The following is a 22,538-nucleotide window of genomic DNA, read 5'->3' as shown; positions in this document are numbered from 1 at the left end:
CTACCGCAGTGCTGCCTGGACGATTTCTGTCACATCCTGCGCAACGCTGTCCATGTCCCTGTTGCCATCCACGATGTGAAACCTGTCGGAGAACTCATCGGCCAGCGCCAGAAAGCCGGCGCGCATCTTCTTCTGCAATTCCGGGCCAAAATCCTCGAACCGTTCTTCGGTGCCTTGTCGCCCCTTGGCGCGTGCCAGGCCCGTTTCAGGGTCCATATCGATCAGCAGCGTCATGTCCGGTTCGCGCCCGATCATCAGGCTGTGCAACTGATCCACCAGATTTCGCAGGTCACCCCGGGACAAGCCCTGATACATACGTGTGCTGTCAGCAAAGCGGTCGCAGATCACCACCTTCCCTGCCGCCAGCGCGGGCTCGATTGTACGCTCCAGATGGTCGCGGCGGGCTGCTGTGAACAGCAAAATCTCGGTCTCGGCCGACCAGCGATCCGGGTCGCCCTCCAAAACCAGGCTGCGAATTTCCTCGGCCCCCGCAGAACCGCCGGGTTCGCGCGTCAGTACCACCTCGTGACCCTGCGCGCGCAGATGTTCCGCCAGCATCCGCGCCTGTGTTGACTTTCCTGAACCGTCAATGCCTTCGAAGGTCAGAAATAACCCCGCTTTCGTCACATCGACTCCAGCGGGTTGTTGATCACGTCTTTCAACACGATACCGCCGACGGTCAGCATGCGCACCATAAACCCGCCAATCGCAACATCTTCGGCTGCCACCAGCGGGCGCCGGATTTCCGGCAACCCTTCGGGCTTGATCACCAGTTCGGCCAGTTGCTGACCTTTTTTGACGGGCGCGTTGATCGGGCCCTCATAGACCACTTCGGCCTCGACATTCTGAGTGCCCAGAACCGGGAACAGCACATTCAGATCACCTTCGGGAACAAGCCCCACGGTCTTTTTCTCGCCCATCCACAGTTTGGCTTCGGCTATCGGCGTTTCCGCGGTGGCAACTGTCCTCTCGACAAAATTTCGAAACGACCAGTTAACCACGGCCTCAGCCTCCTCTGCCCGTTGGCCGGTGCTGTCGAGACCCGTCAGCACAAAGATCACACGCCTGTCGCCTTGTTTGGCGGACCCGACAAGGCCATAGCCCGCTTCTTGTGTATGGCCGGTTTTCAGGCCATCTGCGCCGATATCCAGCCGCAGCAGCGGGTTGCGGTTGCGGGCGTTTGACGGCGCGCGGCCATCGAATTCGAAAACTTCTTCGGCGAAAAGGGGATAGTATTCCGGAAAGTCGGTGATCAGCCGGTCTGCAAGAACGGCCAGATCATGAGCCGACATCATATGCCCGGCGGCGGGCCAGCCGTTCGAATTTGCGAAGTTCGAATTGTTCATACCCATCTGCTTGGCCCGCTGGGTCATGTATCGCGCAAATCCCGCTTCGGTTCCATCCGGGCTGAGCGCCTCGGCAATGACGACGCAGGCGTCATTGCCCGACAAAACGATAATGCCGCGCAGCAGATCTTCGACACGAACGCGATCCTGCGTATTCAGGAACATCGTCGAGCCGCCATAGCTCATCGCGTGTTCCGAAACAGGCAGAGTTTCGTCCAGCGTCAAGCGTCCGTCCCGCAATGCTTCGAACGCAACATAAAGCGTCATGAGCTTGGACATCGACGCAGGCGGCAACGGTTGGTCGGCTTCTTTCGACAGCAGAACGGTACCGGTGGTTTGGTCGATCACGTAAGCCGCGCGGGCGGATGTATCAAAAGCCTGGGCTGGTATCGCCAGAACGGCAAGCCCAAGAGCCAGAACAGATGTTCGTATTGAGGACAGCATGTTACGCCTCCCTGAATTAGTCGGTTACCGTGAACGCATCTTTGAAGCCAAGGTCTTTCACGTCCTTTTGAAAGGCTTTGCGCTCGGCCCGGGTTGTGGCGGGGCCGACCAGCACGCGCCAGACTGTACTATTCGCTGTTTTCAGTTCCCGAACAACTGTGGGCAATCCGTTGCGACGCACCTTTTGGGCTGCTGACTTGGCGTTTGCCTCAACGCTGAAAGTTCCAATCTGAACATACGGTTTGCTCAAAGATGTCGCCGACGTTGTGGCTGCTGCAACAGGCGTGGCGTCTGACGCATCAATTGCTGCTGCGGCCCCCTCTGCCGGGTCCAGCGGTGTTTCGGTGATCGCGGCGGGGTCTTTCTTTTGCCACCATTTCCGCTTGGCAGGTTTTTCGGCAGGGGGCGTGACCGTTGCATCCGACAAAGAGGGCGATGCCACGGCCGCAGCGGCTTCGGCGGCTACCTCTGCGCTTTCGGTTGCTGTGTCTGCCGCGGCCACGGCCGTTCCCGCAGCCGCAGCGGCGGGGGCTTTCTTCTGCCACCATTTCCGCTTTGCAGGTTTTTCGGCAGGTGCATCGGCCTGATCGACGGTTGATGTGGTAGTCTCGGCATCTTCGCTTGCGGGCTCGACGTCATCAGCCGTTTCATCGGATGAACTGGCCGCACCGGCTGCAACCGCAGCCGTACCAGCCGCGGCGGCTGGTTCCTTTTTCTGCCACCACTTCCGTTTGACCGGTTTTTCCGGCTCTGCGGACGCTTGCGTGTCGGAAGCTCCATCAGCAACCGCGGCCGTGGTTTCAGCGGCCGATTCTTCTGCCTCTGGAGTATCCTCCGACGATGGTTCTTCGATCTTTTCACGGCGCAGTGCGACGACGCTGACTTTTGTCGGCGCGCCCGCAAGCATTCCCAGTTCTTTCGCGGCAGCGGACGACACCTGAAGCGCGGGTCCGGGCAAATTGCGCTCGCGCCGGAACAAGGCACCGGTCACCGATTTGTTGTTGGACGTGTTTTTGATCACGACACGTTCAGGTTGGGACGCATCCGGGTGCGCAACCCATATCCCGCCAAGAGAAGGCCGGCCATCCCAAAGCCCTGCTTCGGTTGTCTGAAAAACCTCAGGGGCCTCGACATCACGCTGAGAGCCGGAAGTCACCTCGGGCAGGAGTTCTGTTTTTCCCGAATTGTCTTCCGGTTTTTCAGTCGATTCAGAAGTTGACAAAACTTCTTCGCATCCGGCCAGTATCGTCAAAGTCAACGCCAGATACGCCAGCCGTTTAGGCCCCGGGCGTGTCTCGATCGCTCGCTTCATCTGCTTTTCCCTTGCCTGAAGGGGTTTCGTTTTCCGAACCCCACTGCCGATCTGCTGGTTCTGTGTGCCAGCCTGTTGCGGTCTTTCGTACGGATCATAACGTGGCTGAAGTGTCATGGAAAGACCGCTGCATGGGCTTCGGCAAGATTTCCCGATTTCGACTTGCCTCTGCGCGAACTTCGCCTTAGACCCTGCTTTCGACGGGGAGGTGGCAGAGTGGTCGAATGCGGCGGTCTTGAAAACCGTTGGGCGTGAGAGCGTCCCCAGGGTTCGAATCCCTGTCTCCCCGCCACTCATACCCGTTTCACTTCAGTTGTGTTTTCTGATCCGGAATTGAGGCGCAATTCCAGCGATTTGACGCATGCGCTATCCATCAGAGGCGAAGCAGACCGTACCCTCGGCGCACGAGACAGGCCCCGGGCTCATTGTCGCGTTTTGGCAGGGTCGCTTTGGGTGGGACTTGTTGACAGCCTGATCATTCCGTCCGGTGCAAGCCATGGGTGTGTTTGCCTTACTGCCGGAGAGTTGATCGATTGTTTCACGCCCAGGCGGGACAACTTTCTGTAGGGCGTATGCCACACGCTCCTGCACCTTTGGCGGGGAACGTCCTGACGGCTTGTGGCAGGAGGGTATTCTGTTTTCGGTGCAACGGGCAGGGCGGGGGCCATTTCATTGCGTCAGAAGTTGGATCAACCAATGGTGACGTCGCAGCTCAGGTCAGGAATTGCGTATCTCGCGGGCCGAACCGATGCCAAGGATCAGGTCGGCGCATCGTTCACCCAGCATCATGGCAGGTGCGTTTGTGTTGCCGGCGTTGATGTCCGGCACGGCGGACATGTCGCACACCCGCAAGCTCTCGATCCCGCGCACGCGCATTCTGGCGTCCAGCACGGCCATTCCGTCGCCGTCCCGGCCCATTTTCGCGGTGCCCGCCGGGTGATAGTTGGTTTTCACAAACCGCTTGCAATGTGCTCGCAACGTCTGATCGTCATCCGCTGTTGGAATGACGATTTCGCGGATCCTTCGCGCAAGCGGGCCGGACGTGAATGCCCGGCGAAAGAACTGCTGCCCCCGGATCATCTCCTGCATGTCGTCTTCATGCTTCAGAAGGTTGGGCGAGACCACCGGCATGGCGTGAGGATCGGCCGAGCGAAGCCGAACCTCTCCGCGTGATTTCGGTTTGACCACCACGGTCGTAACGGTCAGGCCAAAGTCATCCTGCACCTCGTCCAGCGCGTCGCGATCCAGATAGACGATGGGCACGCAAAAGGCCTGAATGGTCGGTTCTCCGTCGGGATTTGACGGATTGACAAAGGCGCCGGCTTCGACCCCCGCGGAAGTCACCGGGCCGCTGCCGAACAGTTTGAACTGGATGCCGTTGCGCAGCATCCGCCAGCCCTCACCTTGTTTGAAATATCCGTAAGGACCATTGGCAAAGGCGGTGATGGGAACTTCGGGGTGGTCGATTAGGTTCTGTCCGACCCCGGGCAATGGGCAGATGACGGGAATACCGTGTTCTGCAAGTTGTGCATCCGGTCCGATACCTGACAGCATTAGGATTTTCGGCGTGACCAGAGCGCCCGCAGCAAGGACAACCTCACCATCGCACCGGACGGTGTTTGCTCCGCGTTTGTCCCGGTACTGCACCCCGACCGCCCTGTCGTTCTCAATGATGACTTTGCTGACCGTTGCGCCAAGCCGGATGGTCAAGTTCGGGTTCATCTCTAGAGGGGCGAGGAAAGCATAGGCCGACGAGCTGCGCTTTCCAGCGCGATTGGTGAACTGATAGAACCCGACACCACGCTGCGTTGCGCCGTTGAAGTCCGTGTTGAATGGTTCGCCAAGGGCCTGAACCGACTGGACGAACCAACGGGACATGTCATCGATATGCCCCGGATCCGAAACCTGCACCGGACCGTCGCTGCCATGCAGGTCATTGTGAAGCCTGTTATTGTCTTCCATCCTGCGGAAATAGGGCAGTACATCGTCCCATCCCCAGCCGACCCCGTCGTTGGTCTGTCGTAGCAGGTCGTCCCACGCGTCATAATCAGAAGGGCGACCACGCATATAGACCTGCGCATTAACGGAAGACCCGCCGCCCAACACATTGGCCTGCGGAATGTCATGCACACGACCGTCCAGATGGTCTTGCGGTTCAGTTTTGTGATAGGTCATGAACTTTGACCCGTTGATCATCTTGAAGATGCCCGGCGGCATGTCCAGCAACGGATGGCGATGCGAATGACCGGCCTCTAACACCAGAACCCTGCACTTGCCCTGGTTGACCAGTCGCGCTGCGGCTGCGGCGCCGGCAGAGCCGCCGCCGATGACGATGTGATCAAAGGTTTCCGTCATGATTTCGCCTTCAGGTCCGGCGTTTGGGTTCGCTGATCGAGTCGCGCTCGACCAGTTCGCATTCAAGCTTCACGAGAGGGTGCCGCTGACCATCAGTTGGTCCGTGGAACAGTTGTTCGACGACCCAGCGTCCCATCGCCCGAGTAGGAAGGATCATCGAGGTCAGGGGCGGCGACAGGTGTCGCGCGGTTTCGTCATCGTCAAATCCGATGACCGAGATGTCCTCGGGGATGGACAGGCCAAGTTCCTTGAGCGCTTCATAGCAGCCGATCGCCATGCGGTCATTTTGGCAGAAAATGGCGGTTGGCGGAGAGTGCAGGTCCATCAATTCACGCGTGGCAGCATAGCCTGCGCTGGGCAGCCAGTTGCCCTCGATGACCAAGTCCTCGTCAAATGGAATGTCGGCAGAAGCCAAAGCGTTTCTATACCCGGTCGTACGTCCTGCGGCGCATTCCATGAACGGCTCGCCGGTGATGGTGGCGATTCGCTTGTGCCCAGCCTTGATCAGGGCGTTGGTCGCCGTATGTCCAGCAGCGACTTCGCCGGGGATCACAGCAGGAAAAGAGAGGTCGTCACAAAAACAGTTCAGCAGCAGAACCGGGGTAGCGGTCTGCCTGAGGATTTCCGGAACAACCACCCGCCGGGTGAAAACGGTTGCGTAAATGATGCCCGCAACCTGTTGGTCGAGGAAATAACTAAGCGTTCTGGGCTCGACCTCGGGGTCGTTTTGGGTTTCTGCCAGCAATACAAGATTTCCGGTGTCCCGAACGGCCTGTTTCACGCCATTGAACGCGTTTACCATTTCGGGGCTCGACGCCAGATCATCCACGACAAAAGCGATGGTTCTGTCCAACGCCGCGGGCCGGCGCGCGCTGTCCTGGGGTTTCCTGAGTTGAGAGGGCATGGCGTATCCAAGCGTGTTGGCGGCATCCAGGACTCGTTGCTTGGTGTCCTCGGAGATTTTGACGGAATCGTTTTTGTTGAGGACCAGCGATACTGTCGTCTGCGAGCATCCGGCGACGCGTGCAATGTCGTGCATCGTTACGCGCTGCCGGCCCGCGACTCGTCCCACACCCCTGTGCTGCCCGGCTTTGTTCGCTTGATTGTTCATCGCTCAACCTTTTTGTTCGCATCCTTTTTATCGACTATGCAGAAGGTGCGCAACTAATATTAGTGACTAATAATTAATATTAGTGTTGACGAAATAATATTATTAGTGTTTTGATCGACGGTGCGGTCGCCACTGTGGTTTGGCCGAGCAAGCGCGGGAGGCGAAATTGCGATCTGTAGTGGGGGAGTTGGGTCAAGTCATTCGCCATTCGATGTTTGTCGATGGCCGCTTTGCCGACTTTGGCGCGGGCACGGTTGATGTCGAGAACCCTGCAAATGAAGAGATCGTTGCGCAAGTTCCAGATGGCACTGCCGCTCATGCGGATGCAGCGGTCGAGGCGGCCCGCCGCGCTTTTGGCGCGTGGTCTTCGCGCCCGGCGATCGAGCGGGCGCGATTGGTTCTGAAGCTCGCCGAGGCTATCCGGGCCGACGCCGGTCGTCTGGCAGCTCTGATCACGGCCGAGCAGGGCAAGCCGATCTCGCAAGCCCGAGGTGAAGTAGATGCCGCCGTCACTTTTCTTTGCCATGCAGCTGAAGAGGCCCGGAGGATTTCGGGTGACATAGTGGCATCGGACAACAAGTCCGAGGAAATCCAGATCCGGCGTCATCCTTATGGCGTTGTTGTTGCTTTGACGGCCTGGAACTACCCCTTGGCATTGGCCGCCAGGAAGGTCGGACCCGCGCTGGTCGCGGGCAACACCGTTGTTCTGTTGGGGCATGAAATCACGCCGTTGTCCGGTCTTGCGGTCGCCGAGCTTGCCGACAAGGTCGGGTTTCCGCCCGGTGTTCTGAATGTTCTGACGGGGAAGGGGCCGGTGGTGGGGCAGCGGCTGGTCGAACACCCCGATACATCACTGATCACGATGACCGGCAGCACACGCGCCGGGAAAGAGATATTTCGCGCCGCGGCCGACCGAATCAAGGTCGTCCGGCTCGAGCTTGGCGGTAAGGCTCCGTTCATAGTGATGGAGGATGCGGATATTGATGCCGCAGTCTCGGCCGCCATTGGCGCCCGGTTTGCCAATTGCGGCCAGATTTGTACCTGCAACGAGCGGATGTATCTGCATCACGACATTGCGGATCAGTTCCTTGAAAAATTCGTGTCCGCAGCCCGCGCTTTGTCGATCGGGGATCCCATGGAAGACTGCGATCTGGGTCCCAAAGTCAGTAAAGTCGAGGTGACCAAGGTCGCTAATATCATCCAACGCAGCATCGCCGAAGGTGCCACGGTCCATCTCGAAGGTGGGCCCTTGACGGACGGCGCGCATCGCAAGGGGCACTGGATGTCCCCGACCGTTCTCGAGGTCTCCGACAACGGCAATGCCGCGATGCAAGAGGAGGTCTTTGGCCCCGTCGCGACAGCCATGCGAGTCGAGGGTTTTGATCAGGCGATAAGTTTTGCGAATGACACTTCATTCGGGCTGTCTGCCTATCTCTTTACGGCATCGCACCGCCGATTGATGGAGGCCCCGAGCCGATTGAAGTTCGGCGAATTGTACCTGAACCGCTCGAATGGCGAAGCCGTGCAGGGATTTCACACCGGTTGGGGGCTGTCCGGTGTTGGGGGTGAAGACGGCGCTTATGGCTTCGATGGCTATCTGAGGAAACAGACGACTTACATGAATTGGGCATGACCTGAAAACTTGCGGTCAAAATGGAGGCGACCGCACCAATGGAGGAGGAATAACCATGAAACGCAGAACTCTTTTGATCTCGACTGTTGTCGCGGGTGCGCTCTTGGGCACTACGGCGATGGCACAGGATCTACCACCGCTTGAGCAGAAGGATCGCTACAAGGTCGGCTTTGCGCAGATGGAGTCGAACAACCCGTGGCGCATTGCTGAGACGAAATCGTTCCATGACACGGCCGAGGCCTGTGGCTGGGATCTGATCGCGACGGATGCGGCTGGATCTGCTGCCAAGCAGGTTGCGGATGTGGACAGCATGATCGCGCAAGGTATCGACGTTCTGTTCCTGCCCCCGCGGGAAGAAAAGCCGCTAATCCCTGCCGTTATGAAGGCCCGTGCTGCGGGAATCCCAACCTTTCTGGTGGACCGCTCGGTTGATCCGGCCGTTGCCAAGCCGGGCGAGCATTTCGTGGCATTCCTTGGGTCCGACTTCATTGATCAGGGCAGCCGGGCCGCACAATGGCTGATGGAGAATTTCGACGGCGACAAAGGCATCATTGTACAGTTGGAAGGCACGACAGGGTCTTCACCTGCAAATGACCGCAAAAAAGGTTTCGACGACGCGATTGCAGCGGATGACCGTTTTGAGATCGTGGCCTCTCAGACCGGTGATTTTGCACGCGACCTGGGTCGACAAGTGATGGAAACCCTGCTTCAGGCGCATCCAGACGTGAACGTGGTTTACGCCCATAATGACGAGATGGCGATCGGCGCGATTCAGGCCTTGGAACTGGCTGGGCGCAAGCCCGGCGAGGACGTGACCATCGTTTCGATCGACGGGACACGCGACGCGCTTCAGGCCATTATCGATGGCAAGATGGGGGTAACGGTGGAAAGCTCGCCCTTCTTTGGCCCATTGGCCTGTGAAGTCATGAAGAAATACGCGGCTGGCGAGACGATCCCGGAATGGGTGAAGGTCGAAGATCGCATCTTTACCAAGGACAATGCGGCCGATCACATCGACGAAGCCTATTGATTCTCCCTGGTGGGTGGTGCTGGCCTGTGGTCGGCGCCGCCTGCAAGCAATCGGAGGAAGACATCTCATGAATGCGCTCGTCTCGATGTCGGGAATTGAAAAGTCCTTTGCCGGTGTACCGGCACTCAGCCAGGCCAGCCTTGAGATCGCACCCGGCGAGGTTCATGCGCTGATCGGCCAGAACGGTGCCGGTAAATCGACGATGATCAAGGTTCTGACCGGAGTGTACGACCGGGATGTCGGTGACGTCCATCTGGCCGGTGTGCCAAGCCGCATTTCCACCCCGCGCGAAGCACAGGAATCCGGAATTGCCACAATCTATCAAGAGCTCAACCTGGTGCCTCTGCGGTCAGTGACCGAGAACATCATCATGGGGTACGAGCCCAAACGTCTCGGCTTTCTGGTCGACTGGCGCAAGGGCAACAGGCGCGCACGCGAGGTGCTTACGCGCTTTGGCATAGATATCGACGTGACCGAGCCGTTAGGAAATTTCTCGACAGCGATCCAGCAGTTGGTTGCAATTGCGCGGGCTGTTTCGCTGGATGCGAAACTTGTCATCATGGACGAACCCACGTCGTCGCTGGATGCCAGCGAAGTCGAGGTGCTGTTCGGTGTTGTGCGCGAGTTGAAGAAACAGGGCGTGTCTGTTCTTTATGTTTCGCATTTCCTCGATGAGCTGTTCCAAATATGCGATCGAGTCACAACGATGCGAGATGGGCGCACCGTCAGCACGCGTAACGTCCAGGACACGACCAAACTGGAAATGATCGCGGACATGCTGGGCCGCAACAAGGATGAGATCGCGGCAGACGGTTTGACGGACTTCGCAGGTGCCAAGGCCAAGAAAGGCGATATCGTTTTACGGGCGGACTCTGTTTCAACAGGCCCGCGGCTGACGCATTTCGACCTCACGCTCCACCGTGGGGAAATCGTCGGGTTGGGCGGATTGCTGGGCTCTGGCCGGACCGAGGCGGCGCGCGCTTTGTTCGGAGTGGACGGGAAACGCAGCGGCGCAATCGAGTTGCATGGCACGGTCGGTCAACCGTCCGGACCGGGTGACGCGATCGCAAACGGCGTCGGCTTTCTGACCGAAGATCGCAAGGCCGAAGGGATCATTCCAGACATGTCCGTGCGCGAGAACATGACGCTGGCCCTGCTGCCGAAACTGGCCAGCCGTGGTCAAATCGACTTTGCCCGCGAGCGCGAGATCGTTCAGGCCTTTATCGACGATCTGGGCATCAAGGCGGCGCATATGGACCAGCCCATTCGCGAATTGTCCGGCGGCAACCAGCAAAAGGTGTTGCTTGCTCGCTGGCTGGCGACGCAGCCCGACATCTTGATACTGGACGAGCCGACCCGAGGCGTGGATGTCGGTGCCAAGCGAGAGATCCAGTCGTTCATTCGGTCTTATGTCGAAAAGGGGTTCGGCGTTGTCCTCATCAGTTCGGAATTCGAAGAACTGGTAGAAGGTGCCGACCGCATCGTTGTCATGCACGAGGGGCGTTCGGTCAAGGAGCTGACAAACCCCGGGATTACCGAGAACATACTGGTGCGCGCGCTTGCGCATCATGAAGAAGGAACTGGTTCATGGACCGCGCAATGAAGTTGCCGCAACGGGTCGCATCGATGCCCTTCCGCTTTCACGGCGGCATCGCCGCGTTGGTCGCCCTGCTGGTGTTCAACGCGTTTTTCACCCCCAATTTCCTGCAACTGCAAACTTTGTTCGTAAATATCAGCCAGGTTGCCACGATCGCCATCGTGGCCATGGGTATGACGCTGGTCATCGCCACGGGTGGGATTGATCTGTCGGTTGGCGCGGTCATGGCTCTGGCGGGGGCGCTGGCCCCGCTGATATTTCTGTCGGATCTGGGAGTCGCTAATCCAATGCTCGGCGTCACTTTGGCCATTATCCTGCCGCTGTTCATCGCAGGGTTATGCGGGGTGTTCAACGGAGTGATGGTTGCCATATTGAACGTTCAGCCCATTGTGGCAACGCTCATTCTCTTCATCTCTGGTCGCGGTATTGCCCAGGTTTTGACGAACGGGAACCTACAGACATTTTCAAACCCTTCATTCAGTTATCTTGGAACCGGAAAAGTGCTTGGCTTGCCGTTTCAAGGCTGGCTGGCGCTGGCCATTGCCTGTGTGCTGTTCTGGGTGATCACCAGAACCACATGGGGCCGTTACCTGCTGGCAATAGGCGGCAATGAACGCGCGGCATATCTGTCGGGCGGTCCCGTCTGGCGGGTCAAGATCGGGGCTTATGTCATCTGCGCGGTGCTTGCGGGCCTGGCGGGTCTGATCGTGGTTGCGATCAACTCGGCCTCGGACGCTGCGCGCAACGGCAATCTGATGGAACTTGATGCCATCGCGGCCGCGGTTGTGGGCGGGGCGCTTTTACAAGGCGGGCGGGCGCCGATCTTTGGCGCCATTCTGGGAGCCGTGATCATCCAGTTGGTCAAATATACGTTGCTGGCCAACGGGGTAGAGGACGAAGTTGCGCTAATAGCCAAGGCCGTCATCATTATCCTGGCCGTTTGGGTCCAGCAGTTTCGGAGGGCTTGATCGATGTTGGATGAAACGGCTTTTGACCTGCGAAAATACCTTCGACGTAATTCGGCCTCGGTGACGGTGTGGATCGCACTGCTGGCTTTGATCCTGTTCGGGCTGATGCGCTATGACAACTTTGGCAGCGCCTACAATTTCTCGTCTTTCCTGAATTACAACGCGATGTTCATCGCGATTGCGCTTGGCATGTGTTTTGTGATCATGACCGGCGGGATTGATCTGTCGGTCGGATCCGTGGCGGCCTTTACCTCGGTTGTTGCGGCCTATCTCAGCCCATACGGGATTCAGGTTGCGCTGCCGGGGGCCGTACTTGCCGGGGTGGGCTTCGGAGCGATCAACGCCTTTTGCATTATCATCCTTCGGATTCCGCCCTTCATCGCCACTCTGGCGACGATGCTTGCCGCAAAAGGCGGCGCATTGGTGATTTCGGGCGCCCAGACAATTTCAGTCGATTGGGGGTCGAACTTTACTAAGCTTGGCATGGGGCAGGCGTTCGGCCTGTTTCCATGGGCAATCGTCATCGTGGCCGGACTGACGCTGGCACTTTGGCTGGTGCTGGAAAGAACAACCATCGGGCGGACCGTGTTGGCGATCGGGGGCAGCGAGGATGCCTCGAACCTCATGGGCCTGAAAGTCAACCGGGCCAAGGCTTTCGTTTACCTGCTATCGGGTGGCTGTGCTGGGCTGGCTGGCGTCTTTCTGGCCTCGGGCTTTGGAGCCGGACAACCCCTTGAGGGCATAGGATGGGAATTGTCGGCCATCGCATCCGTCGTTGTGGGCGGCACTCTGTTGACGGGTGGAATGGGGTCGATCCCCGCGACGGTGGCCGGCGCGCTGCTGCTGGGGCTGGTCTTCAACGTTCTGAACTTTGAAAACGGTCAGGGGACCATCAGTTTCAGTGCCTATTGGCAGATGGTCATACGTGGAGGCTTTCTTTTTGCGGTCATCCTTTTACAGTCTCGGGTTATTGCCAGGCAGCAGAAGGTCTTGGGTTCGTGAATCGCATAGAAAGTGTTTCAGCGCGGCTGTTCAACGTCCCGCTCGCCGAAGTCCTGGTTGATGCCAAACATGGGGATCACACGTTCTTTCAATTGATCACCGTCACCATTCAAACGTCGGATGGGGTTGAGGGGGTTGGGTACACCTATACGGGCGGCAAGGGCGGTCATGCCATTCTGGCGATGATCCAGCATGACCTTGCGCCGTTCCTGGTTGGACAAGACGCCGAACAGATCGAAAGCCTGTACGATGCCATGCAGTGGCACGTGCACTACGTTGCACGGGGCGGGATCGCCTCGTTCGCTATTTCGGCAGTGGATATTGCACTTTGGGACATTCGCGGCAGAACGCAGAATGCACCGCTGTGGCAAATGGCCGGCGGAGCGTCCAAACAGTGCAAGGCCTATGCTGGCGGGATCGACCTGAATTTCTCGTTAGAGAAACTGCTGCGGCAGACCGAAGGCTACCTTGCGCGTGGGTTCAACGCGGTCAAGATCAAGGTTGGGCAACCGGATCTGGCCGATGATCTGGCGCGCGCCCGGGCGGTGCGCGAGATGCTGGGACCGGACCGGTTCTTCATGGTCGATGCGAATTACTCCATGAGCGTCGAACAGGCCATCGAGGCCGCCCGAGGGTTCGCCGACTGCGATATCCTGTGGTTCGAGGAACCGACTATTCCAGACGACTACAAAGGTTATGGCCGAATTGCCGAAGCCACGGGCGTTCCCCTTGCCATGGGTGAAAACCTGCACACCATTCACGAATTCGAGTACGCCTTTGATGACGCGAAGCTGAGTTTCATCCAGCCCGATGCCTCAAATTGCGGCGGGATCACCGGCTGGTTGCGCGTGGCCGCGCTGAGCGCTCAGCATGGCATTCCGGTTTGCAGCCATGGCATGCAGGAATTGCACGTCAGCCTCGTTTCGGCGCAACCCAACGCGGGGTGGCTGGAAGTACACTCATTCCCGATAGACCAGTACACGACCCGTCCGCTGGTTGTGGAAAACTGCCTGGCCGTGGCCCCGGATACGCCGGGGACCGGAGTGGAATTCGACTGGGACAAACTGAATGAGGAACACAAGGAGATGCATACATGACGACCCAGACGATCTCTGCGGCGTATTATCGGGGCAATAAGAGCTTTGCCGTAGAACAGGCCGCGGCGGCAGCTCCGGGCCCCGGCGAGGTCGCCATTCGCGTTGCCTATTGCGGGATTTGCGGGACAGATATGCACGTCTACCACGGTAACATGGATGCCCGTGTCGGTCTGAACCGGGTAATCGGGCACGAGATGTCCGGTGTCGTCGAAGCGGTGGGCGAGGGCGTCGATACGATAACGCCCGGCCAGAAGGTCGTTGTCCGACCGCTTGATCACTGCGGAGAATGCCCAGCCTGCAAACGGGGGCATCAGCATATTTGTCAGAATCTCAAGTTCCTGGGCCTCGACACTGATGGCGCCATGCAAGAGATCTGGACCGTTCCAGCCCACACGTTGCACGTTCTGCCGGATGAATTGCGTATGGATCACGCGGCGCTGATCGAGCCGGTCGCCGTTGCCTGCCACGATGTGCGGCTATCCGGCCTGCAACCTGGCGAGGACGTTGTCGTCATCGGCGGCGGCCCGATCGGCATACTGGTTGCCATGGTCGCGCGGGACGCGGGTGGCAATGTCGTGATCTCCGAAGTGAATCCGAACCGTCTGGCGATTGCTGAAAAGCTTGGTTTTGACACGATCAACCCAATCGAAACCGATCTGGTGACGACGATCAACGCGCGCACGGGCGACAAAGGGGCGGATGTGGTTTTTGAGGTATCGGGAACGCAGCCTGGTGTTGATGCGATGACCGCCGTTGCCGCGACGCGGGCCCGGATCGTGATGGTCGCGATCCATGCCCAAAAGCCCCAGATCGACCTGTTCCAATTCTTCTGGAGAGAGCTGCAACTGATCGGTGCTCGGGTCTATGAGCCTGAGGATTACGAGAAGGCGATCGCAGTTGTCGCTTCGGGCGGAGTGGACGCGGATGTTGTGATTACCGACGTCAGCCCTCTGTCAGACATTCAGGCTGCGTTCGAAGCACTGGATCGCAGCCCAACCGCAATGAAAAGCCTGATCGAAGTTGGACCGCGTTCATGAGTGTTTTGCAAAGTTTCGACCTGACGGGAAAGACTGCGCTTGTGACCGGGTGCAAACGCGGCATCGGGCGCGGCATGGCCGAGGCATTGGCATCGGCCGGAGCTGATATCATCGGAGTGTCGGCCTCGCTCGAGCTGTCCGGGTCTGATGTCGAAAAAGCCGTGACGGCGATGGGACGCAATTTCCGGGCTTACCAATGCGACTTCTCGGATCGCGCTGCGCTGCATGCGTTTATTGATCAGTTGAGGGCAGACGGACAAACTATTGATATCCTTGTCAACAATGCCGGCACGATCAAACGCAAACCCGTCGCCGAACACCCGGACGACTGGTGGGACGAAGTGATCGAGGTGAACCTGTCCTCGCAGTTCGTTCTGTCCCGAGAGATCGGCAAGGACATGCTGGCACGCGGCTCGGGGAAGATCATCTTCACCGCATCGCTGCTGACATTTCAGGGGGGCATCACTGTGCCGGGCTACGCGGCCTCGAAAGGCGGGATTGGACAGCTTACCAAAGCTTTGGCCAACGAATGGGCCGGGCAGGGCGTGAACGTGAATGCGATCGCCCCTGGTTACATCGCGACCGACAATACCCAAGCCCTGCAGGACGATCCGGTCCGGTCGAAGTCGATCCTGGAACGAACACCTCAGGGCCGCTGGGGTACGCCTGGTGATTTTGCCGGACCTGTAGTCTTTTTGGCTTCTGCAGCGTCGGACTACGTCAACGGTGAAATCCTTGTTGTCGACGGGGGCTGGATGGGGCGGTAGCACCGTCAACCCTCCATGGGACCCAAGGCATCAATCCCCGATGTAGTGCACCTTCAATCGGCGGGTTTTAGGTGCCTCGCGATGTTCGAACAGGTACAGGCTTTGCACGCGGCCCAGCGGAAGCTGCCCCTGTTCGACCGGGATCGATACCTGAGTTTGTGTCAACAGCGCCCGCAGATGCGACGGGGCGTTGTCGTCTTCGGTCGGGCGGTGGTGATACTTGCCTGGTGACTTGGGTACGAGTTTCTCGAAGAACGTCTCGATATCCTTGACCACTTCGGGATCGGCATTGGCTTGCACCAACAGCGCGGCACCTGTGTGGACGCACCAAAGGGTCAGCAGGCCCGAGACAAACTCATGTTCGGAAACCGCACGCTGAACAATCCCGCTGATGTCGGTCAGGGATTTGCCGGGCGTTTCAATGGACAACTCAAAAAGCTCTTGCTTCATCCATCAGATCCTTTCCTTGATCTTGCGGGAATGCGCCCAGCTTTCCGCACCCCATACGGCATTCAACTTTGAGGCTTAAGTATCTGATTAATTACACTCTATAGCTTTCTTTCATGCAAACAGGCTTTTGAACCTGTCTATGCACAGACGAAACCCATCTTCGAAATTTCCGTTGCCGGGATGATAAACGCTTTCGAATGAAATCACGCCATCATAGCCGTCGGATCGGAGCGCGTCGGCGATGGGTTGGAACAGAGGCGCAAGCTGACCTTCCCCCATGCGGCGCACTTCCAGTGTTGCCCGTGGCGTGTCGACCTTCACGTCCTTGATGTGAATGTGCCCCAGATAGCCGCCGCGCAGTTCTTCATAACCGTCCGGGTATGCCAGTTCATGGCACCAGCAGTTGTTTCCGGGGTCCCAAAGAACTTTCAACGCATCCTTCGCATCCAAATCGTCAATCAGCTTGCGGGCTGTATAGTTGGAGTTGACCAGGGTGCCGTTTCCGGTTTCTACGACAAGCGTCACCCCCTCAGCTCTTGCCAGTTCAACCGCTGGCGCGATTAACGGAGGCATCGAGTCCCATACCCCATGTGCTACGTTCCACTTTTCGGCGCCGTTTTTTCCCCACAGTATTTGCTCTTTTCGTTGGGTCATGATCCGAACCAGCGGAGACCCAACAACATGCGCCATGTCGATTACGCGCTTCAAGGCGTCCATGTGTTCGGTGTGCAGGCCGTCACCGGGCCTGTTTGCAGCTGTCATTCCGGCAAAGATATGGCGCGACAGACAGGACACAGGCTTGCCCCGGTCACGCAAGAGCGCGTCGATCTCGGCAATTTGCTGCGGGGAATGGTCCCCAACCTCCGTATCATCAACGAACTGAAGCTCTGCATAGTCCAGACCGAATTCGTCCATCACGTCAACGGCATGCCGCAAATCGCGGGAAATGCCGTCGCAAATCACACCTAGTTTCATGTTCAGCCCCCTCAGCGATGCAATTCTGCGCCAACGATCTCTTCGATGACGCGGGTACACACCCAATTGTCGCCGTTCGGGTATTTGGTTTTTCCGGCGTGAAAGATCTGCATTGCGGACGAGGCTGTATGCATCGGAACGCCCAACGTACCGGCCAGTGCCAGAGAGATCGTCAGGTCCTTGTGCATGGTTGCGATGTGGCTGCCGGTAGCTTCGAACTTGCGATCAATGATGTTTTCAAGGGCGGTATTCACCACACCGCACCCCGCGCTGGAGGATGAGAACACGTCAAGCAATGCTTGACCGCTGACACCGGCTTTGGCCGCCAGGGCCGCAGCCTCGAACGTCGCGGAAAAGATCGATCCGATAAGGGACTGCAGGCAGGCTTTCACGGTTTGGCCGTCGCCGGCGTTTTCTCCGACCCGATGAATGGTTGCTGACACTGCCTGCATGACTTCGGCGTTTCGGTCCAGCACATCCGCTGCGGCGGCAGCCATCATCGTCAAAGTGCCGTTTTGCGCGCCGGGAAACCCACCCGAGACCGGCGTGTCGATCAGATGAATGCCCGAGCCCTCCATGTCTTGCCCGATAGCGTGGGCTTCGGCGGGGGTAATGGTCGCCGACAGGATGACCGTTCCGCCTTTGGCCATATTCGCAACCAGCCCGTCTTCACCCAGAATGACATCGCGGGCCTGATCTCCGTTCATCACCATGACAAATACGCTGTCGGCGTGACGACCAACCTGTCCAACGCTGTTCTTGGGCAGGCCGCCCATGTCGGCAAATGCCGTCATGCGTGTCTCGCTCAGGTCGAAACCTGATGTTTCAAAGCCATTCTTGATCAGGTTCTTGGCAAGGCCGCTGCCCATGTCGCCAAGACCGATTACGCCTGCAGTTTTCATTTGGAGTCCTCCCGTTTTTCCGCCATTTCCGTACGGCAGACGTTTCGAAAAATGATGCCCAATCGCATCGGTTTTCGCGGGAGTTTCACGCGTCTTGAACAGACGTCGGGCGAGTCCGGAAGACACCCCGCTGCCCGTTTACGTGCCGTAAGTAAACGAAGAATGCGGCGTTCAGGCAAGCAAAGAAGTGTTCCGGGCGGGAAGAAACCGCCTGACCGGACGCGTTATGAGAACGCGGCCATAATGCCGCGCAGTTCCGCCAGCCCGCGCATACGCCCGATCAGCGGATAGCCCGGAGTGCTGTGTCCGCCCAGATCGCTCAGCAGTTCTTGTCCGTGGTCAGGCCGCATCGGAATTTGCCAGTCGCTGCGTCCTTGGGATTTGCGGCGGCGTTGTTCGTTCATCAGCTCGCGAATGGTGCCGACCATGTCGGTGTCGCCCTCCAGATGCGGAGCCTCATAGAAATCCGGCTTCTGTCTGTCCGACCCCGCAATGCGTCGGGTGTTTCGCAAGTGAACAAAGTGAATCCGGTCGCCATGCCGGCGCACGAAATCCGGCCCATCGAATTCCGGGGAAACACCCAGAGACCCGGTACACAACGTTGCGCCATTCGACGGTATGTCAACGGCATCCAAAACGGCGCCGTAGTCATCGGAGCTGGACATGATCCGCGGCAGGCCAAGCAACGAGAATGGCGGGTCATCAGGATGGCAGCACAAGCGCAGCCCCAGTTCTTGGGCGAATGGGGCGACCTCGGACAGGAAGTCGACAAGGTTTGCGCGCAACCGGTCACGGTCGATATGCGCATATGTCTGCAACAAAGCGCGCACGTCCTGCACGCTCCACTGATCGTTGGCGCCGGGCAATCCCGCAGTGACATTGTGCTGCAAATGGGCTTTGGATTCATCCGACATGTGCAAGAAGCGATCCTTGGCCGTTTGCTGGACGGCGCTGGAATAGTCTTCGGACGCGCCCGGACGTTCGAGAATATGTATGTCAAATACAGCAAAGTCGGTCAGGTCGAACAGCATGGCCGTTCCGCCATGCGGCTGCGGGGCGCGAAGGGCGGTGCGCGTCCAATCCAGGATCGGCATGAAGTTGTAGCAAACGGCTTTGACGCCACGGGCGGACAGGGCCCGGAGGCTGGATTTGTACGCCTTCAGATGCTCGGCCATGTCCGCCGACTGCGTCTTGATCGCCTCGGAGACGGGTAGGCTTTCGACAACGTCCCAACTGTACCCGGCAGCGGCCAGAACGGCTTGCCGGTCGGCTATGCTTGGTTCGTCCCAGGGCTGTCCCGGAGGGATGTGATGCAGCGCGGTGACGATGCCCTGAACCCCGACCTGATGGAGATCGGCCAGGGCGATCGGATCATCGGGTCCGAACCAACGCCAACATTGTTTCATGGCAGCCATCCTTCATACAGCGGGTGATCGGGCCTGATGGGAAGGGCAACGCGATGCCCGGTGCGCGCCGCGTGATAAATCGCCGTCACAAGGCCGATGGACGCAGCGCCATCCTTCAGCGTAACGGCCGAATTTGCCTCGGACCGCAGCGCCTTGCCGATTTCAGTAAAGAACCCTTCGAACCCCGTTGGTTCGGCAGCGGCGGCTGCAAGGGCCTCGTCGATAGCGGATTGATCCACAGGGTCCCGCGCGACGAATGTCCAGGGCGTTTGACCCGGGGCATAGGGTTCGGTGCCAGAAGTGGCGGTCAGTTTTTCAAAGACGAACCGCAGGCGGGTTTCGTCCGTGGCGGCGCCTAGGGTGATATTGCTTGTGCACAAAGCGCCGGAAGTCATGCCAAAGCAGATCGCGGCGCAGTCTTCGGTCTCGATCGGGTTGACCCGCGTTGTGGTCATCGCAGACACCCAGGCGATATCACCCGCGATATGAGTCAGCAGATCATGGTTGTGGATGGCATGGCCCAGAACCGCGCCGCCGCGTTCACCGGCCCATGTTCCCCGCCACGGTACCGCGTAATAGTCCGCCCCTCGGGACCAATGGGTTTCAAGCGCGGCAGTTTGGACCGCTCCGGTCAGGCCTGCGCGTTGCAGGTGGCGCAATTGGGCCAGTGACGGGCCCCACCGGTATTGAAAAACCGGAAACACCTCCTTGCCCGCGTCGCGTGCGGCTGCCGTGATCCGATCCACATCCCGCATCGAGGTCGCAAGAGGCTTTTCGCAGACAACGTTTTTTCCTGCGGCCAGTGCTGCAAGGGTAGTCGGTACATGCAGATGGGGCGGCAGGCAGATGTCGATGACATCAATCGTCGGATCATCCAGAGCGTCCTGAATGTTGATCAATGCTCGAAAACCCGAGTTCTGCCGTATCTGTTCGATCCGGTCGATATTCTGGTCGACCACAGCGGTTACCCGGAAAGTACGGTCAAGCCGTTCCAGTGCGCTCAGATGTTGCGCACCGATACCTGCGCCGAGGATCGCAACGTTGATCATCTGCGTTCCGCCATTTCCTGCGCGCGCAGTGCCAGTTCCATGACCGTAAAGCAGTGGGTCTGCGTCATTGCGGTTTCAGTCCGGTTGCGAATGTCATCGGCCAGGCGCGCAAAGTAGGGAAGGCCGGCGTCGGATGCGTCGATCCTTTGGCAGGTTTCACCATTGACGAGGATCAGATGATCTGTCCCCGGGGCTCCACCCACATCGACATATTTCCGCAACTCGATATATCCTTCCGTGCCCAGGATCGTCAGACGACCATCCCCCCAATTTGGCAGGGCATCCGGCGTGAACCAGTCAACCCGGATGTACCCGGTTCCATTCTCGCCGCGCAGATTGACCTCGCCGAAATCCTGCAATCCGGGATCGTTTGGGTTTGCGTAGTTTGTCACATAAGCGTTTGTGATTTCTGCGGTTTTCGAACCTGTATAATGCAGGAACTGATCAATCTGATGCGAGGCGATGTCGGTCAGAATGCCGCCATAGCGGTCACGCTGAAAAAACCATTCTGGCCGGGTCGCCCGGTTCAATCGGTGTGGGCCAAGTCCGACCGTCTGGATCACGCGCCCGATGGCACCGGCCTCGACCAACTCGGTCGCCCGGGTGCTGACGGGCGTTTCGAACCGTTCGGAGAAGTTCACCGACCAGATGCGACCGGTGTCCGCGACCGTTTGCTTGATTTGCTCGAGTTGTTCGAACGTCGTGCAGCCAGGCTTGTCGCTCATGACATCCATGCCGTTTTGCATGGCGCGGATCGTCAACGCGGCCCTATCTGCCGGTATTGCCGAAATCAGCGCGAGATCCGCCCCGCAGGTCAGGGCGTCTTCCAGTCGGGCCAGCCGCGGAATATCGGGAAACCTATTGACGTAGCCCGCCAGCGTTTCCGGATCGCCCTGTGTCCAATAGCCAACGCAGTCCACGCCGATTTTGCGCATGTTTTCTGTCATGCCATAGATATGGCGGTGGTCCAGGCCAAGGGCGACGCAGGTCAGGCTCATGAGATGACTCGTGTTTTCTGGCCGGTTCGATTGGCGATCTGCATCGCGTCTATGACGGCGTGTGTCAAAAGGGCACTGCGTCCGGTGGCCATGGGCTGCGTTCCACTGGAAACGGCCTTGGAAAAATCCTCGATGACCGTCTGATGCCACGCATGCGTGAACGCCATGGGATCGGCTCCTCCGCCTGTCGCGGCGGTTTCGCCAATGGTGGATTTCTGACCGTCGAAAGTGGTCAGGGTCAGGACACCTGACTCCAGATGCGCCTTGGCGCGCGTGCCCTGGATGGTGATTGATTCAGCGGCCCCGGGGAATTCGGCGGTGGTTGCCATCAACGTGCCCACCGCGCCGTTACCCATTTCAAAGATGGCACCTGCCCAATCCTCGGCCTCGAGATCGTGTAGTGGAGTTTTCCTCATCACGGCCTGAATGTCCGAGATCGGCCCCAGCATCCACATCGCTAAGTCAAGCGTGTGGATTGCCTGCGAGATCATGACGCCGCCACCGTCGCGTGCATAAGTGCCGCGACCCGGTTCGTCATAGTAGCTTTGATCGCGCCACCAGGGGACACGGATCTCGACCGTGGCAATCGCGCCGAACTCGTCCTGTTCGATGGCTGATTTCAGCGCCTGCGAGGCGGCGCGGGCGCGGTGCTGAAAGACGATGCCCAGCGGCACGCCGGACATCTCGCACTGCTCGACAATGGCTGTCGCGGCGTCCAGCGTTCTTTCGATGGGTTTTTCCATCAGGATCGGTTTCGAAGCGGTCGAAAGAACCCGCACCAACTCTGTGCGCTGATCGGGCGGGGTTGCGATGATCGCAAAGTCAACGTTTGGGTCGTTTGCAATTTCCTCGACCGAGCCGAATGCGAGGGTATCGTTTCGCCGCGCGAACTCAGCTGTTTTTTCAGGATTGCGCCCGAGGACGCCGGCAAGACTGAGGCCTTGTTCCGATGCCCGAATGGCGGCGACATGCGTGCCAGAAACCATCCCCAAACCAATCAACGCTATATTCATTAAATCCCCCGGATCACTCGGTCAGTCTGCGGGTTCGAACGGGAAA

Annotated in this window: 20 protein-coding genes and 1 tRNA gene; 9 read left to right on the top strand and 12 right to left on the bottom strand. The window is 58.7% G+C overall.

Annotated features, from left to right (window positions below):
* Genes tmk through GS620_RS22300 form a run of 3 tightly spaced genes read right to left on the bottom strand, consistent with a single transcriptional unit; the run spans window position 1 to window position 3,102 of the window.
* Window positions 1-627 (bottom strand): dTMP kinase, encoded by a 627-nt coding sequence (tmk, locus tag GS620_RS11150; protein ID WP_171615869.1) that lies wholly within the window; start codon window positions 625-627, stop codon window positions 1-3.
* Complete coding sequence (locus GS620_RS11145) at window positions 624-1,790, bottom strand: D-alanyl-D-alanine carboxypeptidase family protein (protein WP_171362553.1); 1,167 nt, start codon at window positions 1,788-1,790, stop codon at window positions 624-626. Before GS620_RS11145 ends, tmk begins: the two co-directional genes overlap by 4 nt.
* A 16-nt stretch (window positions 1,791-1,806) precedes the next feature.
* Entirely contained in the window at window positions 1,807-3,102 is a 1,296-nt protein-coding gene (locus GS620_RS22300) for an SPOR domain-containing protein (RefSeq protein WP_171615867.1), read from the bottom strand.
* Between the two features lie 202 nt (window positions 3,103-3,304).
* Here GS620_RS22300 and GS620_RS11135 point away from each other — a divergent pair.
* Window positions 3,305-3,394, top strand: a tRNA-Ser gene (locus GS620_RS11135).
* A 425-nt stretch (window positions 3,395-3,819) separates the two neighbouring features.
* Here the strand turns inward: GS620_RS11135 and GS620_RS11130 are convergent.
* Complete coding sequence (locus GS620_RS11130; protein WP_171615865.1) at window positions 3,820-5,457, bottom strand: GMC family oxidoreductase; 1,638 nt, start codon at window positions 5,455-5,457, stop codon at window positions 3,820-3,822.
* Between the two features lie 10 nt (window positions 5,458-5,467).
* Window positions 5,468-6,568 carry a LacI family DNA-binding transcriptional regulator gene (locus GS620_RS11125; protein ID WP_253283890.1) on the bottom strand — a complete coding sequence of 367 codons (1,101 nt, stop codon included), beginning with the start codon at window positions 6,566-6,568 and terminating at the stop codon, window positions 5,468-5,470.
* A gap of 166 nt (window positions 6,569-6,734) precedes the next feature.
* Between GS620_RS11125 and GS620_RS11120 the strand changes: the two genes are divergently transcribed.
* The 8 genes from GS620_RS11120 (at window position 6,735) to GS620_RS11085 (ending at window position 15,699) form a co-directional block, all read left to right on the top strand.
* Window positions 6,735-8,201: an aldehyde dehydrogenase family protein gene (locus tag GS620_RS11120; RefSeq protein WP_216597889.1), complete on the top strand. Its 1,467-nt coding sequence runs from the start codon at window positions 6,735-6,737 to the stop codon at window positions 8,199-8,201.
* A 55-nt stretch (window positions 8,202-8,256) separates the two neighbouring features.
* Complete coding sequence (locus GS620_RS11115; RefSeq protein ID WP_152458551.1) at window positions 8,257-9,231, top strand: ABC transporter substrate-binding protein; 975 nt, start codon at window positions 8,257-8,259, stop codon at window positions 9,229-9,231.
* 67 nt (window positions 9,232-9,298) lie between these two features.
* A complete protein-coding gene (locus tag GS620_RS11110) occupies window positions 9,299-10,834 on the top strand; it encodes a sugar ABC transporter ATP-binding protein (RefSeq protein ID WP_253283888.1) in 1,536 nt (511 codons plus the stop codon).
* Complete coding sequence (locus GS620_RS11105) at window positions 10,819-11,796, top strand: ABC transporter permease (RefSeq protein ID WP_171615863.1); 978 nt, start codon at window positions 10,819-10,821, stop codon at window positions 11,794-11,796. The genes GS620_RS11110 and GS620_RS11105 overlap by 16 nt, the downstream gene beginning before the upstream one ends.
* A gap of 3 nt (window positions 11,797-11,799) precedes the next feature.
* The gene (locus tag GS620_RS11100; RefSeq protein WP_152458549.1) at window positions 11,800-12,798 is read left to right on the top strand and encodes an ABC transporter permease; all 999 of its coding nucleotides are present in this window, start codon (window positions 11,800-11,802) and stop codon (window positions 12,796-12,798) included.
* Window positions 12,795-13,895: a mandelate racemase/muconate lactonizing enzyme family protein gene (locus GS620_RS11095; RefSeq protein ID WP_171231327.1), complete on the top strand. Its 1,101-nt coding sequence runs from the start codon at window positions 12,795-12,797 to the stop codon at window positions 13,893-13,895. The genes GS620_RS11100 and GS620_RS11095 overlap by 4 nt, the downstream gene beginning before the upstream one ends.
* On the top strand, window positions 13,892-14,932 hold the full coding sequence (locus GS620_RS11090; protein WP_171615861.1) for a zinc-binding dehydrogenase: 1,041 nt from the start codon (window positions 13,892-13,894) through the stop codon (window positions 14,930-14,932). Before GS620_RS11095 ends, GS620_RS11090 begins: the two co-directional genes overlap by 4 nt.
* The gene (locus GS620_RS11085; protein WP_171227984.1) at window positions 14,929-15,699 is read left to right on the top strand and encodes an SDR family oxidoreductase; all 771 of its coding nucleotides are present in this window, start codon (window positions 14,929-14,931) and stop codon (window positions 15,697-15,699) included. The genes GS620_RS11090 and GS620_RS11085 overlap by 4 nt, the downstream gene beginning before the upstream one ends.
* Before the next feature lie 30 nt (window positions 15,700-15,729).
* Here the strand turns inward: GS620_RS11085 and GS620_RS11080 are convergent, their stop codons facing one another.
* From GS620_RS11080 to GS620_RS11050, 7 genes are all read right to left on the bottom strand, one after another.
* Window positions 15,730-16,149: a secondary thiamine-phosphate synthase enzyme YjbQ gene (locus tag GS620_RS11080; protein WP_171615859.1), complete on the bottom strand. Its 420-nt coding sequence runs from the start codon at window positions 16,147-16,149 to the stop codon at window positions 15,730-15,732.
* Window positions 16,150-16,260: 111 nt separating this feature from the next.
* Window positions 16,261-17,124 carry a sugar phosphate isomerase/epimerase gene (locus tag GS620_RS11075; RefSeq protein ID WP_171615857.1) on the bottom strand — a complete coding sequence of 288 codons (864 nt, stop codon included), beginning with the start codon at window positions 17,122-17,124 and terminating at the stop codon, window positions 16,261-16,263.
* A gap of 11 nt (window positions 17,125-17,135) precedes the next feature.
* Entirely contained in the window at window positions 17,136-18,026 is an 891-nt protein-coding gene (locus GS620_RS11070) for an NAD(P)-dependent oxidoreductase (RefSeq protein ID WP_152458543.1), read from the bottom strand.
* Window positions 18,027-18,250: 224 nt separating this feature from the next.
* Entirely contained in the window at window positions 18,251-19,432 is a 1,182-nt protein-coding gene (gene uxuA / locus GS620_RS11065) for a mannonate dehydratase (protein WP_171205489.1), read from the bottom strand.
* Window positions 19,429-20,481, bottom strand: a complete 1,053-nt coding sequence (locus GS620_RS11060; RefSeq protein ID WP_171615855.1) for a Gfo/Idh/MocA family protein — start codon at window positions 20,479-20,481, stop codon at window positions 19,429-19,431. The genes uxuA and GS620_RS11060 overlap by 4 nt, the downstream gene beginning before the upstream one ends.
* The gene (locus GS620_RS11055) at window positions 20,478-21,479 is read right to left on the bottom strand and encodes a Gfo/Idh/MocA family protein (protein ID WP_171615853.1); all 1,002 of its coding nucleotides are present in this window, start codon (window positions 21,477-21,479) and stop codon (window positions 20,478-20,480) included. The genes GS620_RS11060 and GS620_RS11055 overlap by 4 nt, the downstream gene beginning before the upstream one ends.
* On the bottom strand, window positions 21,476-22,492 hold the full coding sequence (locus GS620_RS11050) for a Gfo/Idh/MocA family protein (RefSeq protein ID WP_171615851.1): 1,017 nt from the start codon (window positions 22,490-22,492) through the stop codon (window positions 21,476-21,478). The genes GS620_RS11055 and GS620_RS11050 overlap by 4 nt, the downstream gene beginning before the upstream one ends.
* Window positions 22,493-22,538: the final 46 nt, after the last annotated feature.

Source organism: Ruegeria sp. HKCCD6428 (genome assembly GCF_013110595.1).
Classification (GTDB): Bacteria; Pseudomonadota; Alphaproteobacteria; order Rhodobacterales; family Rhodobacteraceae; genus Ruegeria.
The sequence above is the reverse complement of the archived record's forward strand: the minus strand, read 5'-3'. Positions and strand labels throughout refer to the sequence as shown.

Coding starts and splice junctions, on each gene's coding strand:
- GS620_RS11145 (WP_171362553.1), bottom strand. CDS start 1,790: ATGCTGTCCTCAATACGAACATCTGTTCTGGCTCTTGGGCTTGCCGTT.
- GS620_RS11060 (WP_171615855.1), bottom strand. CDS start 20,481: ATGATCAACGTTGCGATCCTCGGCGCAGGTATCGGTGCGCAACATCTG.
- GS620_RS11075 (WP_171615857.1), bottom strand. CDS start 17,124: ATGAAACTAGGTGTGATTTGCGACGGCATTTCCCGCGATTTGCGGCAT.
- GS620_RS11125 (WP_253283890.1), bottom strand. CDS start 6,568: ATGAACAATCAAGCGAACAAAGCCGGGCAGCACAGGGGTGTGGGACGA.
- GS620_RS11100 (WP_152458549.1), top strand. CDS start 11,800: ATGTTGGATGAAACGGCTTTTGACCTGCGAAAATACCTTCGACGTAAT.
- GS620_RS11090 (WP_171615861.1), top strand. CDS start 13,892: ATGACGACCCAGACGATCTCTGCGGCGTATTATCGGGGCAATAAGAGC.
- GS620_RS11085 (WP_171227984.1), top strand. CDS start 14,929: ATGAGTGTTTTGCAAAGTTTCGACCTGACGGGAAAGACTGCGCTTGTG.
- GS620_RS11080 (WP_171615859.1), bottom strand. CDS start 16,149: ATGAAGCAAGAGCTTTTTGAGTTGTCCATTGAAACGCCCGGCAAATCC.
- GS620_RS11050 (WP_171615851.1), bottom strand. CDS start 22,492: ATGAATATAGCGTTGATTGGTTTGGGGATGGTTTCTGGCACGCATGTC.
- uxuA (WP_171205489.1), bottom strand. CDS start 19,432: ATGAAACAATGTTGGCGTTGGTTCGGACCCGATGATCCGATCGCCCTG.
- GS620_RS22300 (WP_171615867.1), bottom strand. CDS start 3,102: ATGAAGCGAGCGATCGAGACACGCCCGGGGCCTAAACGGCTGGCGTAT.
- GS620_RS11105 (WP_171615863.1), top strand. CDS start 10,819: ATGGACCGCGCAATGAAGTTGCCGCAACGGGTCGCATCGATGCCCTTC.
- GS620_RS11110 (WP_253283888.1), top strand. CDS start 9,299: ATGAATGCGCTCGTCTCGATGTCGGGAATTGAAAAGTCCTTTGCCGGT.
- GS620_RS11130 (WP_171615865.1), bottom strand. CDS start 5,457: ATGACGGAAACCTTTGATCACATCGTCATCGGCGGCGGCTCTGCCGGC.
- GS620_RS11055 (WP_171615853.1), bottom strand. CDS start 21,479: ATGAGCCTGACCTGCGTCGCCCTTGGCCTGGACCACCGCCATATCTAT.
- GS620_RS11070 (WP_152458543.1), bottom strand. CDS start 18,026: ATGAAAACTGCAGGCGTAATCGGTCTTGGCGACATGGGCAGCGGCCTT.
- GS620_RS11115 (WP_152458551.1), top strand. CDS start 8,257: ATGAAACGCAGAACTCTTTTGATCTCGACTGTTGTCGCGGGTGCGCTC.